The 17,878-nt window shown below is 66.4% G+C and carries 15 protein-coding genes; 4 read left to right on the forward strand and 11 right to left on the reverse strand.

The window, feature by feature from the left end; genetic code table 11:
* Positions 1-14 precede the first annotated feature (14 nt).
* From ACMZ91_RS16410 to ACMZ91_RS16435, 6 genes are read right to left on the reverse strand one after another with little or no spacing between them, the layout of a single operon-like run.
* Entirely contained in the window at positions 15-890 is an 876-nt protein-coding gene (locus ACMZ91_RS16410) for a cytochrome c oxidase subunit 3 (RefSeq protein WP_049461908.1), read from the reverse strand.
* Between the two features lie 13 nt (positions 891-903).
* Complete coding sequence (locus tag ACMZ91_RS16415; protein WP_049461909.1) at positions 904-1,494, reverse strand: cytochrome c oxidase assembly protein; 591 nt, start codon at positions 1,492-1,494, stop codon at positions 904-906.
* A complete protein-coding gene (locus tag ACMZ91_RS16420; RefSeq protein ID WP_049461910.1) occupies positions 1,491-1,727 on the reverse strand; it encodes a hypothetical protein in 237 nt (78 codons plus the stop codon). Before ACMZ91_RS16420 ends, ACMZ91_RS16415 begins: the two co-directional genes overlap by 4 nt.
* A gap of 8 nt (positions 1,728-1,735) precedes the next feature.
* Complete coding sequence (ctaD, locus tag ACMZ91_RS16425; protein WP_004153896.1) at positions 1,736-3,343, reverse strand: cytochrome c oxidase subunit I; 1,608 nt, start codon at positions 3,341-3,343, stop codon at positions 1,736-1,738.
* A 59-nt stretch (positions 3,344-3,402) separates the two neighbouring features.
* Positions 3,403-4,380 carry a cytochrome c oxidase subunit II gene (gene coxB, locus ACMZ91_RS16430; protein WP_049461911.1) on the reverse strand — a complete coding sequence of 326 codons (978 nt, stop codon included), beginning with the start codon at positions 4,378-4,380 and terminating at the stop codon, positions 3,403-3,405.
* Positions 4,381-4,391: 11 nt separating this feature from the next.
* Positions 4,392-4,868 (reverse strand): DUF2244 domain-containing protein, encoded by a 477-nt coding sequence (locus ACMZ91_RS16435; RefSeq protein WP_004153894.1) that lies wholly within the window; start codon positions 4,866-4,868, stop codon positions 4,392-4,394.
* A 274-nt stretch (positions 4,869-5,142) separates the two neighbouring features.
* On the opposite strand from ACMZ91_RS16435, the gene putA reads away from it, so the two are divergent.
* Positions 5,143-8,361: a bifunctional proline dehydrogenase/L-glutamate gamma-semialdehyde dehydrogenase PutA gene (gene putA, locus ACMZ91_RS16440; protein WP_071227445.1), complete on the forward strand. Its 3,219-nt coding sequence runs from the start codon at positions 5,143-5,145 to the stop codon at positions 8,359-8,361.
* Between the two features lie 88 nt (positions 8,362-8,449).
* Here the strand turns inward: putA and pnuC are convergent, their stop codons facing one another.
* Positions 8,450-9,022 carry a nicotinamide riboside transporter PnuC gene (gene pnuC, locus ACMZ91_RS16445; RefSeq protein WP_049461913.1) on the reverse strand — a complete coding sequence of 191 codons (573 nt, stop codon included), beginning with the start codon at positions 9,020-9,022 and terminating at the stop codon, positions 8,450-8,452.
* A 142-nt stretch (positions 9,023-9,164) separates the two neighbouring features.
* Positions 9,165-10,514 carry an outer membrane protein transport protein gene (locus tag ACMZ91_RS16450; protein ID WP_414577368.1) on the reverse strand — a complete coding sequence of 450 codons (1,350 nt, stop codon included), beginning with the start codon at positions 10,512-10,514 and terminating at the stop codon, positions 9,165-9,167.
* A gap of 226 nt (positions 10,515-10,740) precedes the next feature.
* Between ACMZ91_RS16450 and ACMZ91_RS16455 the strand changes: the two genes are divergently transcribed.
* Positions 10,741-11,433, forward strand: coding sequence for a rhomboid family intramembrane serine protease (locus ACMZ91_RS16455; RefSeq protein ID WP_019662230.1), 693 nt, complete (start codon positions 10,741-10,743; stop codon positions 11,431-11,433).
* Between the two features lie 117 nt (positions 11,434-11,550).
* On the opposite strand, the gene ACMZ91_RS16460 is transcribed toward ACMZ91_RS16455, so the two are convergent.
* The 3 genes from ACMZ91_RS16460 to ACMZ91_RS16470 all read right to left on the reverse strand — a co-directional run bounded on the left by ACMZ91_RS16460 (position 11,551) and on the right by ACMZ91_RS16470 (position 14,900).
* Positions 11,551-11,961: a hypothetical protein gene (locus tag ACMZ91_RS16460; RefSeq protein WP_032129716.1), complete on the reverse strand. Its 411-nt coding sequence runs from the start codon at positions 11,959-11,961 to the stop codon at positions 11,551-11,553.
* Positions 11,962-12,044: 83 nt separating this feature from the next.
* Complete coding sequence (locus ACMZ91_RS16465) at positions 12,045-13,493, reverse strand: S41 family peptidase (RefSeq protein ID WP_049461915.1); 1,449 nt, start codon at positions 13,491-13,493, stop codon at positions 12,045-12,047.
* Positions 13,494-13,601: 108 nt separating this feature from the next.
* A complete protein-coding gene (locus tag ACMZ91_RS16470) occupies positions 13,602-14,900 on the reverse strand; it encodes a murein hydrolase activator EnvC family protein (RefSeq protein ID WP_049461916.1) in 1,299 nt (432 codons plus the stop codon).
* A 95-nt stretch (positions 14,901-14,995) separates the two neighbouring features.
* On the opposite strand from ACMZ91_RS16470, the gene ACMZ91_RS16475 reads away from it, so the two are divergent.
* Positions 14,996-15,658 carry a DUF4097 family beta strand repeat-containing protein gene (locus tag ACMZ91_RS16475; protein ID WP_032129713.1) on the forward strand — a complete coding sequence of 221 codons (663 nt, stop codon included), beginning with the start codon at positions 14,996-14,998 and terminating at the stop codon, positions 15,656-15,658.
* 86 nt (positions 15,659-15,744) lie between these two features.
* The gene (locus tag ACMZ91_RS16480; RefSeq protein ID WP_049401620.1) at positions 15,745-17,460 is read left to right on the forward strand and encodes a M28 family metallopeptidase; all 1,716 of its coding nucleotides are present in this window, start codon (positions 15,745-15,747) and stop codon (positions 17,458-17,460) included.
* Positions 17,461-17,878: the final 418 nt, after the last annotated feature.

The raw sequence follows: 17,878 nt of genomic DNA on the forward strand, positions 1-17,878 counted from the left end.
CGATACGTGCGCGGTCAAAGCACGTAGACGAACATGAAGAGCATCAACCACACCACGTCGACGAAGTGCCAGTACCACGCGGCGGCTTCGAAACCGAAATGGTTGTCGCGGGTGAAGTGCCCCTTGGCCGAACGCAGCCACATCACGATCAGCATGATCGTGCCCAGCAGCACGTGCGCACCGTGGAAGCCGGTCAGCATGAAGAACGTTGAACCGTAGATGCCCGAGCCGAGCGTCAGGTTCAGTTCCTTGTAGGCGTGGATGTACTCCTCCGCCTGCAGGGTCAGGAAGCCGAGGCCGAGCACCACGGTCAGGCCCAGCCAGATCAGCAGCTGGCGACGGTTGCCCGCCTTCAGCGCGTGATGGGCGATGGTCAGGGTCACGCCGGAGGTCAACAGGATCAGCGTGTTGATCAGCGGCAGGCCCCAGGCCGGAATGGTCTGGAACGTGCCACCGATCGCCGCCGGGCCATTGGTCGGCCATCCGGCGGAATAGCCCTGCCAGAGCAGCTCGTTGGTCATCACACCGCGGCCTTCGCCACTGAGCCACGACAGGCCCAGGTTGCGGGTGTAGAACAGTGCGCCGAAGAAGGCGCCGAAGAACATCACCTCGGAGAAGATGAACCAGATCATTCCCATCCGGAATGATCCGTCGACCTGGTGGTTGTAATTGCCGGCCTGCGATTCGCGCACCACGTCGCTGAACCACCAGAACAGGGTCAGCACTAGCATCGCGATGCCGATGTAGAACGTCCAGCGTCCCCAGCTGGCATCGTTGAGCCAGCTGGCCACGCCCACCATGGTCACCATCATCGCGATGGACCCCACGAACGGCCATTTGCTCTGGGCCGGGACGAAGTACACGTTGGCATCGGTCGGTGTCTGGGCCATGTCGGTATCCGGGTCAGGGTGCGGCGTGCGCGCCTTCCGAGGTGGCGGCCGGAGCCAGCCGATCGGACAGCGCGTCGTTGCGGTAGAAGGTGTAGGACAAGGTGATCGTCTTGATCTCCGGCGGCAGGTCCGGATCGACGATGAAGCGCACCGGCATGTCGCGCTTCTCGCCGGCCTGCAGCGTCTGCGCGGTGAAACAGAAGCACTCGGTCTTGCTGAAGAAGCCCGACGCACGCGCCGGCGCCACCGACGGTACCGCGCTGCCGACCACCGCCTGCTGGCTGTCGTTGCGGGCGAAGTACAGCGCCTCGTTGAGCTCGCCCGGCACCACGTCCATGGTCAACTGTTCGGGATGGAACGACCAGGGCAGGCGCGAGTTGACGCCGCCATCGAACTCCACGCGCACGGTGCGCTTGCCGGTCACGGCGCCGGTACTGGCCTCGCTGCCGGGACCGCGCTCCAGGCGCACGCCGAATACCTTTTCGCAGGCGATGCGGTACAGCGGCACCAGCGAGAACGTGAGCAGGAACACCGCCACCGCCACGCCGATCAGGCGCGGCAGCCCCGCACTGCGTGACGGTGTGGTGGCCGGCGCCTCGCTCATCGGCCGATCACCCCGCTGAGGATGAAGCCGACGTAGACCAGCACGGCGATGGCGCCGACCCAGAGCGCGGTGCGCCTGGCGCGTTGGCGCTGCTGCTCGATGCTTCCACCCTGGTAGAGCCGACCGCTGGTCGGCTGCGCTTCGCTGTTGTAGAGCCGAGCCGTGCTCGGCGGCTTTTCGTCAGTCGAGCATGGTTCGACTCTACCGATCGGGAGCGGGCTTTCGTTATGCATGCCCCACCTCAATGCGTGATGTCGTCATGCGCCAGATCCCCCGGGCGGATGGTCGGCGGCGTGGTGAACGTATGCGCAGGTGCCGGCGACGGCAGCGTCCATTCCAGGCCGCGCGCACCTTCCCACGATCGGGCCTCGGCCTTCTCGCCGTTGCGCAGCGAGGACAGCAGGATCGCGGCCATCATGAACGGCGTGACGAACATGCCGAACGCGCCGATCGAGCTGATCAGGTTCCAGTCGGCGAAGGCCACGCTGTAATCGGGAATGCGGCGCGGCATGCCGGCCAGGCCGAGGAAGTGCTGCGGGAAGAACAGCAGGTTGACGAACACGATCGACCACCAGAAGTGCACCTTGGCCCACTTCTCGCTGTACATCCGCCCGGTCCACTTCGGCCACCAGTAGTACACCGCCGCGATCAGCGCGAACACCGCACCGGTCACCAGCACGTAGTGGAAGTGCGCGACCACGAAGTAGGTGTCGTGGTACTGGAAGTCAGCCGCCACGATGGCCAGCATCAGGCCGGAGAAGCCACCGATGGTGAACAGGATGACGAACGCCACCGACCACAGCATCGGTGCCTCGAACGTCAGCGAGCCACGCCACATGGTGCTGACCCAGTTGAACACCTTCACCCCGGTCGGGATCGAGATCAGCATGGTGGCGAACATGAAGTAGATCTCGCCACCCAGCGGCATGCCCACGGTGAACATGTGGTGGGCCCAGACGATGAACGACAGGAACGCGATCGCGGCGGTGGCGTACACCATCGCCTGGTAGCCGAACAGCGGCTTGCGACTGAAGGTCGGGATGATCTCGCTGACCACGCCAAAGGCGGGCAGGATCATGATGTAGACCTCGGGGTGCCCGAAGAACCAGAAGATGTGCTGGTACATCACCGGGTCACCGCCACCGGCGGCGTTGAAGAAGCTGGTGCCGAAGAACTTGTCGGTCAGCAGCATGGTCACCGCACCGGCCAGCACCGGCATCACCGCGATCAGCAGGAACGCGGTGATCAGCCAGGCCCAGCAGAAGATCGGCATCTTCAGCAGGTCGATGCCCGGCGCACGCATGTTCAGCACAGTGGCGATGATGTTGATCGCGCCCATGATCGAGCTGATGCCGGCCACGTGGATGGCGAACACGCTGAAGGCGACGTTGTAGCCGCCCTGCAGCGACAGCGGCGGGTACAGCGTCCAGCCGCCGGCCGGCGCACCACCGGGCAGGAACAGGGTCAGCAGCAGCAGGCTGAAGGCCACCGGCAACAGCCAGAACGACCAGTTGTTCATGCGCGGCAGCGCCATGTCCGGCGCGCCGATCTGCAGCGGGATCATCCAGTTGGCGAGGCCGACGAAGGCCGGCATCACGCCGCCAAAGATCATCACCAGCGCATGCACGGTGGTCATCTGGTTGAAGAACTCGGGCTTGACGAACTGCAGGCCCGGCTGCGCCAGCTCGGCGCGGATCACCACGCTCATCGCCGCACCGATGATGAACATGATGAAGCTGAAACCCAGGTACAGCGTGCCGATGTCCTTGTGGTTGGTCGAGAAGAACCAACGCTCGAAGAAACTCTGCTGGTGATGGTGATCGTCGTGCCCAACTGCCGAGTGCGCCATTGCAAAACACCTCTCAGAATCGGTTGTCACCACGGCCGCGAACGGCCGCGGGCTTTACATCACGCGCCGCTGGCCACGGTGGCAGGCGCGCTGCCCGCTTCTGCAGCAGCAGGCGCAGCCGGTGCCTCGCTCGCCGGTGCCTCGCTCGCCGGTGCAGTCGGTGCCGCCGGTTCGGTAGGTGCCGCCGGCGTTGCCGGCTCGGCGGGCGGCGCCGGCTTGCGCTGCGCCAGCCACTGCTTGAACTCTTCCTTGGACACCGCCTCGACCACGATCGGCATGAAGCCATGGTCCTTGCCGCACAGCTCGGCGCACTGGCCGCGGTAGACGCCGGGCTGCTCGATGCTGGTCCAGGCTTCATTGATGAAACCGGGGATGGCGTCCTGCTTCCAGCCCAGCGCCGGCACCCACCAAGCGTGGATCACGTCATCAGAGGTGATGACGAAACGCACCTTGGTATCGACCGGCAGCACCAGGCGGTTGTCGACATCCAGCAGGTAATGCGGGTGAGTCTCGCGGGTCGGCACGATGCCACTTTGCCGCACGCGGTCGGACTCGCGGTCCAGGCGGCTGGTGAAGGTGACGTTCTCGCCGAGATACTCGTACTTCCACATCCACTGGTAGCCGGTGACCTTCACCGTCATCTCGGCATCGCGGGTGTCGTACATCTTGATCAGGTTGGCCGTGGCCGGCCATGCCATCACGATCAGGATGATCACCGGGATCACCGTCCAGATGATCTCGGCCTTGGTGTTGTGGCTGAAGGTGGCGGCGACCGCGCCCTTGGATTTGCGGAACTTGAAGATGGCGTAGGCCATCGCCCCGAACACGATGACGCCGATCACCGTGCAGATGATCAACGAGAGATTGTTCGATTCCCAGGCCAGGCGCGAGGTCTGGGTCACCCCCTTGCCCATGTTCAGCTGCCACGGCTTGGGATCGGCCGCCTGGGCCCAGGCCAACGCCGGCATCAGTCCCCCGGCCACCATGGCGGCGACCGCTGCAACGCACTTCGTGCCCCACCTGCTGCTTTGCTTCATTGCCTAGACCCTTAGCGTCGTCGGTTGCCGCCATCGCTGGCGGCGAGCAAGCTTTCAAGTGTCTCTGCGAGCGTCTGACGTTCGGCCGGCGCGAGGAAACTCCCCACCTCCACCTGCCGGCCGCTGGATGCCAGCCGGACCCTCTCGTCGTCGGTGAGCAGGCGCACCCAGTGGGGGTGGGCCCGGAACACCGGCGATCCACCGGGTACGGGGATGACCTCCACGTACGCCGGCACTACCCGGATCTCCTCCTGCCGTTCACCACTGCGCCACAAGGCACGCAGTGCCGCCGCCAGCACCAGGCTGTACAGCAGCGCGAACAGGGGGGCGAATGCATTGCCGGCCAACCACCCGAGGGCGGACACCAGCCACATCGCACCCGACAACACGGTGAACAACAGGACGAACTGCCGGGCATCGAGCGCCCGTGGGGGACGCAGCCGCAGCTGCGTACCTGACCCATCCGGAGCTGGAAGCACCTCGATCATGTCGCAACCGCGTTCCTGCCGCGGGAAACGTCTCGATGGTAGCCCCGCCCTCTCGCCGGTAGCAAGGGTGCATTCACACTTTTTACCATGCTGCAACACAGCATGAGGTCGGCGGCACGAATGACGAATTCAGCACAAATCCTGCCAAGCTTGCTGAACACGCTGAATCCACTGCAGCTAGGGGCTATCAGCGCTTCACGAAGGTGGCTGTTGGGCACTTCCGCAACCCGCAAAAATGATTAAAATCGCCAAGTTTTCCACTGGCCGGACCGGCATGAACGCACCTTCCTCCTCCCCTGCCGCCCACGACGCTCCGCGTCCCGGCGCGCTGCTGTCGCCGGAACTGCCGGCGCCCCCCAACCCGTTCCGCCAGGCCATCACCGATGGCTGGTTGAAGGACGAGGCCAGCCACGTGCGCGAGCTGCTGGCGCAGGCCCGCCTACCCGCCGAAGAGCAGGCCAAGGTGCAGGCGCTGGCCGCCGACCTGGTCGGCCGCGTGCGCGTGCGTGCCAAGGACCAGGGCGCGATCGAAGCCTTCATGCGCCAGTACGACCTGGGCAGCGAGGAAGGCGTGCTGCTGATGTGCGTGGCCGAGGCGCTGCTGCGCATTCCGGACCAGGACACCGCCGACAAGCTGATCCGCGACAAGCTGGCCGATGCCGACTGGGAAAAGCACCTGGGCGGCAGCGACTCGGTGCTGGTCAACGCCTCCACCTGGGGCCTGATGCTGACTGGCAAGCTGGTGCAGATGAACGACGCCACCCGTGCCGATGCGCCCAGCGCGTTCAAGCGCCTGGTCGGCCGCGTCGGTGAGCCGGTGGTGCGCCTGGCCGTGCGCCAGGCGATGAAGATCATGGGCCACCAGTTCGTCATGGGCCGCACCATCAGCGAAGCGCTGTCGCGCTCGCACAAGGGCGACAACGCGAACTACCGCTACTCCTTCGACATGCTGGGCGAAGGCGCGCTGACCATGAAGGACGCGCTGCGCTACCTGGAAGACTACCGTCGTGCGATCCACGCCATCGGCGGCGACCACAAGGCACGCGGCGGCCGTCCGGACGGCGACGTCAACAACGCGCCGGGCATCTCGATCAAACTGTCGGCGCTGTACCCGCGCTACGAGCACGCCAAGCGCGCGCGCGTGCTGAAGGACCTGGTGCCGGGCGTGCTGGAACTGGCACAACTGGCCAAGAGCTACGGCATCGGCTGCACCGTCGACGCCGAAGAGTCCGACCGCCTGGAACTGTCGCTGGACATCATCGAGCAGGTCTTCTCCGACGCCTCGCTGGCCGGCTGGGATGGCTTCGGCGTGGTCGTGCAGGCCTACCAGAAGCGCACGCCGTACACGATCGACCACCTGGCCGACATGGCCCGCCGCGCCGGTCGCCGCTTGCAGGTGCGCCTGGTCAAGGGCGCCTACTGGGACGCCGAGATCAAGCGCGCGCAGATCGAAGGCTACCCGGGCTACCCGGTGTTCACCCGCAAGCAGAACACCGATGTCTCCTACCTGGCCTGCGCCAAGCGCCTGTTCACGCATGCCGACGCGATCTACCCGATGTTCGCCACGCACAACGCGCACACCATCGCGGCCGTACGCAGCATCGCCAATGGCGGCGTGTACGAGCACCAGAAGCTGCACGGCATGGGCGACGACCTGTACGCCGAAGTGGTGCCGGCCGACCGCTTGAACCTGCCCTGCCGCGTGTATGCGCCGGTCGGTTCGCATGAAGACCTGCTGCCGTACCTGGTACGCCGCCTGCTGGAAAACGGCGCCAACTCCAGCTTCGTCAACCGCATCACCGACGAACGCGTGCCGATCGCCGACCTGATCCGCGATCCGGTCGAGATGGTCGCTTCGTTCGAATCGATTCCGCATCCCAAGATCCCGCTGCCAGTTGACCTGCTGCGCAGCCAGAACCACGACAGGAAGAACTCCATGGGCGCCAACCTCGCCAACGACAACGAACTGCGCGCCCTCGCCGAGCAGATCAACGCTGCAGTGAAGCCGTGGCAGGCCGCCCCGCTGGTGCCGGGTGCGAACCCGGCCGGCGCCGCGCTGCCGGTGACCAACCCGGCCGACACCCGCGAAGTGGTCGGCCAGTGGCTGGCCGCCGATGCCGCCACCGTGCAGAAGGCCCTGGCCAACGCCGTGGCCGCGCAGCCGGCCTGGAACCGCACCCCGGCCGCCAGCCGCGCCGCCATCCTCGAGTACGCCGCCGACCAGCTGGAAGCGCGCATGCCGGAGTTCATGGCGCTGTGCGTGAAGGAAGCCGGCAAGAGCCTGCCCGACAGCATCGCCGAAGTGCGCGAAGCGGTGGACTTCCTGCGCTACTACGCCAAGCAGGCGCGCGAGCAGTTCAGCCACGCCGAGAAGCTGCCGAGCCCGACCGGTGAGTCCAACGAGCTGCAACTGCACGGCCGTGGCGTGTTCGTCTGCATCAGCCCGTGGAACTTCCCGCTGGCGATCTTCCTGGGCCAGGTCGCTGCCGCCCTGGCCGCCGGCAACAGCGTCATCGCCAAGCCGGCCGAGCAGACCAACCTGATCGGCTACTACGCGGTGAAGCTGCTGCACGACGCCGGCGTGCCGGCCGAGGTGGTGCAGTTCCTGCCGGGCGACGGTGCCACCGTCGGTGCCGCACTGACCGCCGACCCGCGCGTGGCCGGCGTGGCCTTCACCGGCTCCACCGACACCGCCCGTGCGATCAACCGCGCGATGGCCGCGCGTGATGCCGCCATCGGCGTGCTGATTGCCGAGACCGGTGGCCAGAACGCCTTCATCGCCGACTCCTCGGCACTGCCGGAACAGCTGGTCAAGGACGCGATCGGTTCGGCCTTCACCTCAGCCGGCCAGCGCTGCTCGGCCGCGCGCGTGCTGTTCGTGCAGGACGACATCGCCGACAAGGTGATGACCATGCTGGCCGGTGCGATGAAGGAACTGAAGGTCGGCAACCCCGGCCTGCTGTCCACCGACGTCGGTCCGGTGATCGACGCCGATGCGCTGCAGATCCTGCAGGATCACGCCGTGCGCATGGACCGCGAAGCACGCCTGATCGCTGCGGCCGAGCTGTCCGCCGAAGCGGCCAACGGCACCTTCTTCGCCCCGCGTGCGTACGAACTGAAGGACCTGGGCCAGCTGCAGAAGGAAGTGTTCGGTCCGGTCCTGCACGTGATCCGCTGGAAGGGCGACCAGCTCGACGCGGTGATCGACCAGATCAACGCCACCGGCTACGGCCTGACCCTGGGCGTGCATTCGCGTATTGACGAGACCGTCGACCGCATCAGCAACGGCGTCCACGTCGGCAACGTCTACGTCAACCGCAACCAGATCGGTGCGGTGGTCGGCGTGCAGCCGTTCGGCGGCCAGGGCCTGTCCGGCACCGGCCCGAAGGCCGGCGGCCCGCACTACCTGCTGCGCTTTGCCACCGAAAAGACGGTGACGGTGAATACCACCGCCGCCGGTGGCAACGCCTCGCTGCTGACCCTGGGCGACTGATCGCCTGCGTCATGCGGTGAACGAAAAACCCCGCGAAAGCGGGGTTTTTTGTGCCTTTTTTCCTGTAGCGCCGAGCGTGGGCTCGGCGCTACACCCGCATCAGGCCGCGCCAATGACGCAACGCCACCAGCGCGTTGATCCAGAAGCCCACGTACAGGATCGAGGTCAGGTGCAGGCCACGGCTGTAGTACAGCGGCACCGCCACGGTGTTCACCAACAGCCACACCCACCACGATTCCAGCTTGCGCCGCATCATCAGGATCTGCGCGATCACGCTCAGCACCAGCACCGCCGAATCGATGTAGGGCGCGTAGGCGTTGGTCAGGCGGGTCAGCATCCAGCCGTAGCCGAACGTGGCCACCACCGCCAGCGGCGCGAGCCAGGCCCATGCACGCGGTCGCAATGAGGTAATCGGCAGCGGCGCACCGTGATCGCCACGCAGCCACTGCCACCAGCCCAGCACGCTGATGGCAATGAAGAAGAACTGCAGCACCATGTCTGCGTACAGGTGCGAACGCTCGAACACGGCGGCGAACAATGTGCAGCCCACGATGCCCAGCCACCAGGTGTGCACGTTGTTGCGGCCGGCCAGCAGGATCGAGCCGGCGACGGCAATGTTGGCAGCCAGCTCCAGCTGGAAGTTCGGATCGGACAGGTTCATGGCGCTATTGTCGTGGATCCGCACCGTGGCTGGCTGCGCTCTTCAGTAGATCCATACCACGCGTGGATGGCCCGTGGCCACAGAAAAAGAAAGCCCCGCTTGCGCGGGGCCTTCCGTGTGCTGCGTCAGGCCGAGGCCCGAATCAGAACTTGTACTGGAACGAAGCCGCCAGCACGTCGCCACGGACCTTGTACTTGCCCGACAGCGAGTTGCCCTGGTTGGCAGTGGTGGCACGCACGTTCACGTTCGGATCGCTGGTGAACAGGTGGGTGTAGCCAAAGTTGTACTCGGTGTTTGCCGACGGGGTCCAGCCCACGCCCAGCGACAGCCACTTGCGGCTGGTATCCGGCACGCGCACGTCGCGGTGTGCGTCGGTGGTCGGGGTCTGGTCCAGTGCAACACCACCGCGCAGGGTGACGGTGTCGCTCAGCTTGTAGTCGGCGCCCAGCGACACGAAGGTGGTGTCACGGTAGCCGAACTCCAGGACCGAGTCCGCCTGCGGCGACGCGTAGTCGACGGTGACGCTGTCAAAGGCGGTCGACCAGGCGGTACGGGTCACGTCGCCCATCACGGTCCAGCGGTCGTTGACCTTGTGGGTCACGCTCAGGGTGGCCGAGGCCGGCATGGTCACCGTGGCCTTGCCGCTGGTGTCCATGAACCAGCCGCGGGTACGCGGCGAGTTGGTCAGCAGCGAACGTGCGCGGTCGGCGCCGCTGAAGGTCGCATCACCACCGGTGATCTTGTGCTCGACCTTCGAACGGTAGCTCAGGCCGATGTGGGTGTTCTCGTCGATCGAGAACAGGCCACCGACGGTCCAGCCCACGGCATTGTTGTCACCCTCGATCTTCAGGGTGCCATCCGCGCTGCCCGGGGCGAAGCCCGGAGCGCCGGCGCCGGCCAGGATGCTGCCGTAGTCGACGGCGTTGCTCAGCTCCATGGTCAGGTGCTCGACGAACACCGACGCGCCGAACGACACGTACGGGTTGACGTCATACGACGCGGCGAAGCCAAGGTCGATGGCCTTCAGATCGGTCTTCAGGCCGCTGTAACGACCGACCCAACCGTTGTCGTATTCGGTCTTGAAGCCGAACGGTGCGGTCAGCGACACACCGAAGTGGGCCTTCTCGCCGATCGGCATGTGGAAGTACGCAGCCGGGACCGGAGCGATCATGCCGGCGTCGCCGCCGTCACCACCGGTCTGCGGGCGGCCTGCCGCATTGCGGCCCTGGCCCTTGAACTCGGCCTTGAAGCTGATGGCGCTCAGGTCGCCCTGGACCATCGTGCCTTCCAGCTGGCGCATGCCGGCCGGGTTGACGGCGATGATGGAGGCGTCGCCTTCGGCGCTGCCGGAACCGGCGAACGCGCGGCCGAGGCCCTTGGCGCTGTTTTCCTTCAGCTGGAAGGCAGCAGCGTTGGCGTCGGCGGCGGCCAGCGCACCGGCAACGCCGACGGCCAGCAGGGTCAGACGGGCAATGGTGGAAGCGGTTTGCATCGTAGTTCTCTCTCCGGTAAGCGGTGATGGTGCTCTGAGTGCGCCTGCGCCCGGCAGGCCTTGGGGCCCTTCGGAGCGCGCCGGATTCCCCTCCCGACATACGACGCCGTATGCGAGTATTACCCAGAGCTGTTAATGAAACAATAACAGCGCAGGCGCTTTTTTCGTCCCAGAAGCTGAACAGGACAATCCCCGCCGTAAGCGCCCGCACGCTAGGCTATTGCCCATGTTCGTCTCCCTCCCGTCGCGCAAGAAGGCGGCCCTGCGCTGGGCCACGCCCGTGCTGTTTGCGGCACTGTGGCTGGCGTTCCTGTGGTCGATCTCGCGTCCGGACGACGCCCGGGGCAGCCTCTGGCTGGACTGGGGCGCCCTGTCCACCGGCCTGACCCACCCGCTGGACTGGTGGGCGACCCTGCAGGACGGCAGCGTGCTGCGGCTGTTCACGGCTCTGTTCCTGCACGCGGACTGGTCACATCTGCTGGGCAACCTGGTGTTCCTGCTGATCTTCGGCCTGCCCGCCGAGCGGGTGCTGGGGCCGTGGCGGCTGCTGCTGCTGTTCCTGGTCGGCGGTGCGGTGTCCAACCTGGTAGCGATCTACACCATGGGCAGCCCGGACCAGATCATCATCGGTGCCAGCGGCGCGGTGTCCGCACTGATCGGCGCCTATCTGGCCCTGTTCCCGGGCGCCCGGCTGGGCGTGGTCATTCCGCTCGGCCTGTTCCTGGAGTTCGTGCGCGCCCCGGCCTACCTGCTGATCGGCGTCTGGGCCGCCCTGCAGGTGGTGTTCGCCCATATCGGCCCAAGCTTCGGCATGGTCGCCTGGTGGGCGCACATCGGCGGCTTCGTGTTCGGCGTGGTGTACGGGGTCTACGTGCGGGCGGCCATCGCCCGCCGCCTGCGCAAGCGCCACGGCTTCTGACCCCTGGTAGTGCCGGCCGCTGGCCGGCTCCACGCGCACCCGCTCGTTCGTGGCGTCGAGCGTGCTCGACTCCTTCATCGATATGGATCTGCTCCGTCCGCGATGACGCCGAATGCGTCACTCGCGACTGACCACCAACGTGTTGTGGTGGGTATCGAACAGCAGCGTAGCGCCGTCATCCAGCACCACGAAGTACTCAAAGAACGGCAACTCGCCGAGCAAAGGAATCAGTTCACTTGCCTGCAGAGTCCAGATCGGCCACGGCAATGCGCGCTCATCTGACGCTACCAGGCACATTTCACCGTTCACTTCCGCCAGCAGTTCAGCCAGGCAGGAAAGGCCTTCATCGCTGCTGTCGTATTGGATCGTCTGATCAGACGTCGCTTTGCCTGCCCACCAATAGACAAAGCGCGGATCGATTCCATGGCGGACCGCCAGGGATTCCAGCAGGGTGGCGGCCCGGTCAGGTGGCAGCGGATCACGGCCAAGGAGTTGGCTGATCGTAGTCGCCAGGTTCGAATCGTCCATGGGCCGATTCTATCGGGCGACGCCTCGGCCGCGTCGCCTTCTGCATGAGCAGGGTGTCCGCCAGGCACAGCCCGGCGCTACCCTCAGGGCTTGGCCGGGACCGGAATGGGCTTCGCTTCCGGCTTCGCTTCCGGCTTCGCTTCTACCTTCGCCTCCGGCTTCGCGGCAGCGGCCTTCGCAGCCTTGGCCGCATCCACTTTCGTCGCTTCGGCCTTCAAGCGTGCAGCCACCGAACCCGGGTTCTTCAGCTCGGCCAGCGCGTCGTTGATCGGGCCATCGCCCGGCAGTACCGCACCGGCGTGATAGCCCTCGGTGCCCTCGTCGTCACCGCGCAGATGGCCCGGCAGGGTCGCTTCGCTGTAATCGCTCAGGCTGGCCGGCAGTGCATCCTCGGCCGGCGTAGCGGCCGGCTTCAGTTCGACCTCCGGCACGATGCCCGTGGCCTGGATCGACTTGCCGCTGGGCGTGTAATAACGCGCGGTGGTCAGCTTCACCGAGTCACCGTTGTCCAGCGGCAGCACGGTCTGCACCGAGCCCTTGCCGAAGGTGCGGCTGCCAACCACGCGGGCGCGCTTGTTGTCGCGCAGTGCGCCGGCCAGCACTTCCGAGGCACTGGCCGAACCGGCGTCGACCAGCACCACCACCGGTGCGCCCTTCAGCAGGTCGCCCGGCGTTGCATCGAAACGTGCATCGCTGATGCTGATGCGACCGCGGGTACTGACGATGTTGCCCTTGTCGAGCAGGTCGTCGGCCACCTGCACGGCAGCGGTCAGCAGGCCACCCGGGTTGCTGCGCAGGTCCAGCACCAGGCCCTTGAGCTGGCCACCGGACTGCTTCTGCAGCTGCTGCACGTGCTTCTGGAAGTCCGAACCGGTGTCGGCCTGGAAGGTGCTCAGGCGGATGTAGCCATAGCCCGGTTCCAGCAGGCGGCTGCGCACGCTGGTCACGCGGATGGTCTGGCGGGTGAGGCTGACATCGAACGGCTTGGGCTTGCCTTCGCGCACGATGGTCAGCACCACCTTGCTGCCGGCCGGGCCGCGCAGCGGTTCGCTGGCATCGATCGCGCTGATCGGCTTGCCGTCGATGGCGATGATCAGGTCACCGGCGAGGATGCCGGCCTTGGCCGCCGGCGTGTCGTCGATCGGCGAGATCACCTTCATGCTGGCGTTGTCTGGCTGCTGCTGCAGCTCAACGCCGATGCCTTCGTAGGCACCGCTGGCCTGTTCGTCGAAGGCCTGCGCGTCTTCCTTGTTGAAGTAGGTGCTGTGCGGGTCGAGGTCGAGCAGCAGGCCACGCACCGCTGCCTGCATCAGCTTCTTGTCATCGACCGGATCGACGTAGGCGGCCCGCACTGCGTTGTAGACGGCCACGAAGCGGCGGATGTCCTCCAGCGGCACCTTCGAGGTCACCGCCTCCTCGCTGCTCGCTGCCTGCCCGCCGGTTTCCTGGCTCGGGGCGGGCGCGGTCTGCTGCGCCCAGGACAGCGCTGGCAACAGGGCCAGCAAGAGGGTGGCGGTACGGGCTGCGCGCATGGATCACTCCTGTCGACGGTGGCATGGTGCCCAAGGCACATGCACCGATTATGCGCGAAGCACAGCTAAATTCCCGTTGAATCCAGCCCGCTCATGGCGAGCCGGGATTCAGCGCCGCTGCAGCCAGCTGTCCGGATTCACCGGTTGCCCGCCACGACGCAGCTCGAAGTACAGCGCGGTGACCCCTTGGCCCCCCGAGTTGCCGACCTTGGCCACCGCATCGCCACGGCTGACCCGTGCACCGGCGTCCTTGAGCAGGGTGTCGTTGTGGGCGTACAGGCTCATGTAGCCATTGCCGTGGTCGACGATCAGGATCATGCCGTAGCCGGTCATCCAGTCGGAGAACACCACGGTACCGTCGGCCACAGCGGTGACGGTGCTGCCGGCCGGTGCGCCGATCAGCACGCCGCTGCTGGTACGCCCGTCAGGCAGCTTGCCGCCGTAGCGGGCCAGCAGGTTGCCGGACAACGGCCAACCCAGGCCCCCCACCTTCGGCGCCGGTGCGGAAGCCACCGCCGGCGGAACCTTGGTGGGCGGTGGCGGCCGTCCCTGTGCCGCGGCCTGGCGTGCGGCACGTTCGGCAGCGGCCTTCTCCGCTGCCGCACGGCGCGCAGCCGCGCGACGCTCGGCCTCGGCACGGGCGGCGGCCGCACGCAGATTGGCCAGCAGTGTTTCCAGCGCCTTGGCGTCCTGGCCCAGCGCCTGTTCCTTCTCGCGCTGGTCCTTGAAGCGCTCGTCCAGCGAGGCCACGGTCTTTGCACGATCGCGGCGGTCGGCTTCCAGCGCCGCTGCCTGCTGCTTCTGGTCCTGCTGCGCCCCCTGCAGCTTCTGCTTGCGCTCGGCAATCTGCGCCTGCAGCGCTTCCAGTTCCTTCAGGTCGGCGGTCAGCGTGGTGATGCGCTGGGCCCGCTCACGCTGCAGGTAGCGGTGGTAGGCCAGGGCGCGATTGGCATCGGCCACCGTGTCCTGCGACAGCAGCAGCTTCAATGGTGCGTGGTTGCCCAGCTGGTAGGCCGCACGCAGCAGGCCGGCCAGCTCGCGATGCTGCTGGGCGAGGTTGACCTGCAGCGTGCTGCGGCGTTGTTCGGCCTCGGCCAGGGCCCTTCCCTGCTCGCGCAGCGCGGTCTCGGTCTGCGCAAGCGCACGGCCGGTGCGGGCCACCTTCTCATCTGCCTCGCGCAGCTGCTGCGAGGCCTGGCCACGCTGGCCTTCGATCTGCCGGCGCTCCTGCGCCACGCCCTTCAGCTCACTGCGCAGCTTCTGCAGCTTGCGCTCGGTCTCGCGCGTGGTCTGCGCGGCACCCGGCAGCGGCAACGCCAGTGCCAGGGCCAGCCCCAACAGCAGGCAGCGCCCGCCGCGAGCAGCGGCGATGTGATGTCGGCGTGATGGGAAGGCGTTGTTGCGCAAGGGCTTTCCAGTGACTTCAGGCAGTTGCAGGGGGTACCGGGGAATGGTGACATCTCCGCACGCGGCCTGCCAGCCGCACATCCATCGAGGTCCCCATGAAAGCTCTCTCCATTCCGCTGCTGTTGGGCGTACTGCTGGTCACCGGGCCAGTGGCAGCGCAGGAAAACATCAGCAAGGTCAACGGCAGCATCAGCGCCGAACCCGGCCAGCGCTACGGCAAGCTGGACACCGTCAACGGCGGCATCCGTGTCGGCGAAGGTGTCGAGACCGGCAGCATCGACACCGTCAACGGCGGGGTCAAGGTCGCCGATCGCGCGCGCACCGGCAAGATCGAAACGGTCAACGGCGGCGTACGCCTGGGCCGCGAAGTGATCGCCCACGGCAGCGTCAGCACCGTCAACGGCAGCATCTTCAGCGATCGCGGCAGCCAGATCGAAGGCGGCGTTGAAACCGTGAACGGTGGCATCGGGCTGGTCGAAAGCCGCGTCGGCAACGACGTGGAAACCGTCAACGGTGACATCACCGTGGGCATCGGTTCGCAGGTCAAGGGCGGTGTGCACGTGCGCAAGCCGAACTTCAGCGTCTCGCTGACCGCCAGCCGCAAGCCGCGCGTGATCATCGGTCCGAATGCCGTGGTGGACGGCCCGTTGCAGTTCGAACGCGAGGTGGTGCTGTACGTGCACCGCACGGCCCGCATCGGCCCGGTCACCGGCGCCGAGCCGATCCCGTTCGACACCGAAACCGCTCCGGCGGACTGAGCACACCGCGCCCATCGGTTCGGTGATACTCGCTGTTACCGGTCGTACACGTGGTGCGGCCGCCCTTTGTTTTCCAGGAATCGACGATGCCCCGCAAACTCCTCCTGTGCCTGGCCGCTGCGGCCGCGCTCAGTGCCTGCAAAGGCGAAGACACTCCGGCGCCCGCGCCGGCCACCGACACCGCCACTGCCAAGCCGGCGGCCCATGCGTTCTCGCCGGAGATCAACGCCGGCGACTTCGCCGAGATGGTCAAGACGCTGGCTTCGGATGAATTCGAAGGCCGCGCCCCGGGCAGCAAGGGCGAGGAACTGACGGTCAACTACATCCGCGACCAGATGCAGCGCATCGGCCTGCAGCCCGGCAACGGCGACAGCTGGTTCCAGGATGTGCCGATGACCGAGACCACGGCCGACGAATCGACCGTGCTGAAGATCACCCAGGGCGGCAAGACCACCGAGCTGAAGTTCGGCACCGACATGGTGGTGGGTACCCGTACCGGCCAGGCCGAGGTGAAGGTCGATGCCAGTGACCTGGTGTTCGTCGGCTACGGCGTCGACGCGCCGGAGCAGAAGTGGAACGACTACGCCGGCCAGGACTGGAAGGGCAAAACGGTCGTCATGTTTGTCAACGACCCGGGCTTCCATGTCGATGACGCGAAGCTGTTCGACGGCAAGCGCATGACCTATTACGGGCGCTGGACCTACAAGTTCGAGGAGGCTGCGCGAAAGGGCGCCGCTGCCGCGCTGATCGTGCACGACACCGCCGGCGCTTCCTACGGCTGGGATGTGGTGAAGAACTCCTGGGCAGGCCCGCAGTACGACCTGCCGGCCAAGGATGACCCGGAAGCCCGCATTCCGGTGCAGGGCTGGCTGAGTGCCGACGCTGCCAAGGCGCTGTTCGCCGGTGCCGGCCTGGACCTGGCGCAGGCCTACAAGGACGCCAGCAAGCGCGGCTTCAAGCCGGTGCCGCTGAAGGCCACCGCTGCAGTCGATCTGAAGAGCCAGATCGCGCAGAAGCAGTCGCGCAACGTGGTGGGCGTGCTGCCGGGCAGCAAGCGTGCCGACGAGGCCGTGCTGTACATGGCGCACTGGGATCACCTGGGCAAGCACGAGGGCGAGACCGGCGACAACATCTACAACGGCGCGGTCGACAACGCGACCGGCGTGGCCGGCATTCTCGAAGTGGCCGAAGCAATGGCCCACCAGGAGCCGAAGCCGGAACGTTCGGTGGTGTTCCTGGCGGTGACCCTGGAAGAATCCGGCCTGCTGGGTTCGAAGTACTACGTTGCCCATCCGACCTTCCCGCTGGACAAGATCGCCGGCGTGATCAACATCGACGCGATGTCGGTGGCCGGCCGTGCCAAGGACGTTACCGTCACCGGCTTCGGCAGCTCGGAGCTGGAAGACATCCTCAAGCCGCTGGCCGCGGCCCAGGACCGTACCCTGCACGGTGAGACCTCGGTGCAGAGCGGCTTCTACTTCCGTTCCGATCACTTCAACTTCGCCAAGGCCGGTGTGCCGGCCCTGTACGCCGATGGCGGCGAAGACCTGCGCGAGGGTGGCGTGGACGCGGGCCGCAAGGCTGCAGCCGACTACGGCGCCAACCGCTACCACGGCCCGAAGGACGAGTTCGATGCGGCCACCTGGAAGCTGGACGGCACCGTCGAAGACCTGCAGCTGATGTACGGTGTCGGCAAGGAGCTGGCCGGTGGTGATCGTTGGCCGAACTGGTACGAAGGCAACCCGTTCAAGGCAGCCCGCGACGCGATGATGAAGGACAAGGCCCCGGCTGCGGCGAAGTAACGTCGAGCTTGCTCGACTGAGTACTGAAGCAAGCCAAGGCGGCGCCCGCAAGGGCGCCGCTTTTTTGTGTGTGATCGCGCCCTGCAGTTGTAGATGCCAACCTTGGTTGGCGCCGTGGTTCCATGCAGAGAGCATCCACGCATGGCGTGGATCTACTTGTAGTGCCGGCCGCTGGCCGGCAAACGATCGCTGTGTGGGCCTGCTGTTGGTAGCTGCCAACCTTGGTTGGCGCCATGGTTCCTCGCAGAGGGCCTCCACGCATGGCGTGGATCTACCGGTAGTGCCGGCCGCTGGCCGGCAATCACAGCGACGCGCACTGTCTGGACCTGCTGCCGGGGGGCGGCACCGCTCTTCGCAGGGACAGCCATCCACGCATGGCGTGGATCTACCGGCCGCTGTGCAGCCACGGCAGTGCCGG

The organism is Stenotrophomonas sp. FR024 (assembly GCF_047500745.2).
GTDB classification, from domain to species: Bacteria; Pseudomonadota; Gammaproteobacteria; order Xanthomonadales; family Xanthomonadaceae; genus Stenotrophomonas; species Stenotrophomonas maltophilia_A.

What these genes read in the sequence shown, in the direction of transcription:
- ACMZ91_RS16410 (WP_049461908.1), bottom strand. Translation starts at nt 890, where the DNA reads ATGGCCCAGACACCGACCGATGCCAACGTGTACTTCGTCCCGGCCCAG.
- ACMZ91_RS16415 (WP_049461909.1), bottom strand. Translation starts at nt 1,494, where the DNA reads ATGAGCGAGGCGCCGGCCACCACACCGTCACGCAGTGCGGGGCTGCCG.
- ACMZ91_RS16420 (WP_049461910.1), bottom strand. Translation starts at nt 1,727, where the DNA reads ATGCATAACGAAAGCCCGCTCCCGATCGGTAGAGTCGAACCATGCTCG.
- ctaD (WP_004153896.1), bottom strand. Translation starts at nt 3,343, where the DNA reads ATGGCGCACTCGGCAGTTGGGCACGACGATCACCATCACCAGCAGAGT.
- coxB (WP_049461911.1), bottom strand. Translation starts at nt 4,380, where the DNA reads ATGAAGCAAAGCAGCAGGTGGGGCACGAAGTGCGTTGCAGCGGTCGCC.
- ACMZ91_RS16435 (WP_004153894.1), bottom strand. Translation starts at nt 4,868, where the DNA reads ATGATCGAGGTGCTTCCAGCTCCGGATGGGTCAGGTACGCAGCTGCGG.
- putA (WP_071227445.1), top strand. Translation starts at nt 5,143, where the DNA reads ATGAACGCACCTTCCTCCTCCCCTGCCGCCCACGACGCTCCGCGTCCC.
- pnuC (WP_049461913.1), bottom strand. Translation starts at nt 9,022, where the DNA reads ATGAACCTGTCCGATCCGAACTTCCAGCTGGAGCTGGCTGCCAACATT.
- ACMZ91_RS16450 (WP_414577368.1), bottom strand. Translation starts at nt 10,514, where the DNA reads ATGCAAACCGCTTCCACCATTGCCCGTCTGACCCTGCTGGCCGTCGGC.
- ACMZ91_RS16455 (WP_019662230.1), top strand. Translation starts at nt 10,741, where the DNA reads ATGTTCGTCTCCCTCCCGTCGCGCAAGAAGGCGGCCCTGCGCTGGGCC.
- ACMZ91_RS16460 (WP_032129716.1), bottom strand. Translation starts at nt 11,961, where the DNA reads ATGGACGATTCGAACCTGGCGACTACGATCAGCCAACTCCTTGGCCGT.
- ACMZ91_RS16465 (WP_049461915.1), bottom strand. Translation starts at nt 13,493, where the DNA reads ATGCGCGCAGCCCGTACCGCCACCCTCTTGCTGGCCCTGTTGCCAGCG.
- ACMZ91_RS16475 (WP_032129713.1), top strand. Translation starts at nt 14,996, where the DNA reads ATGAAAGCTCTCTCCATTCCGCTGCTGTTGGGCGTACTGCTGGTCACC.
- ACMZ91_RS16480 (WP_049401620.1), top strand. Translation starts at nt 15,745, where the DNA reads ATGCCCCGCAAACTCCTCCTGTGCCTGGCCGCTGCGGCCGCGCTCAGT.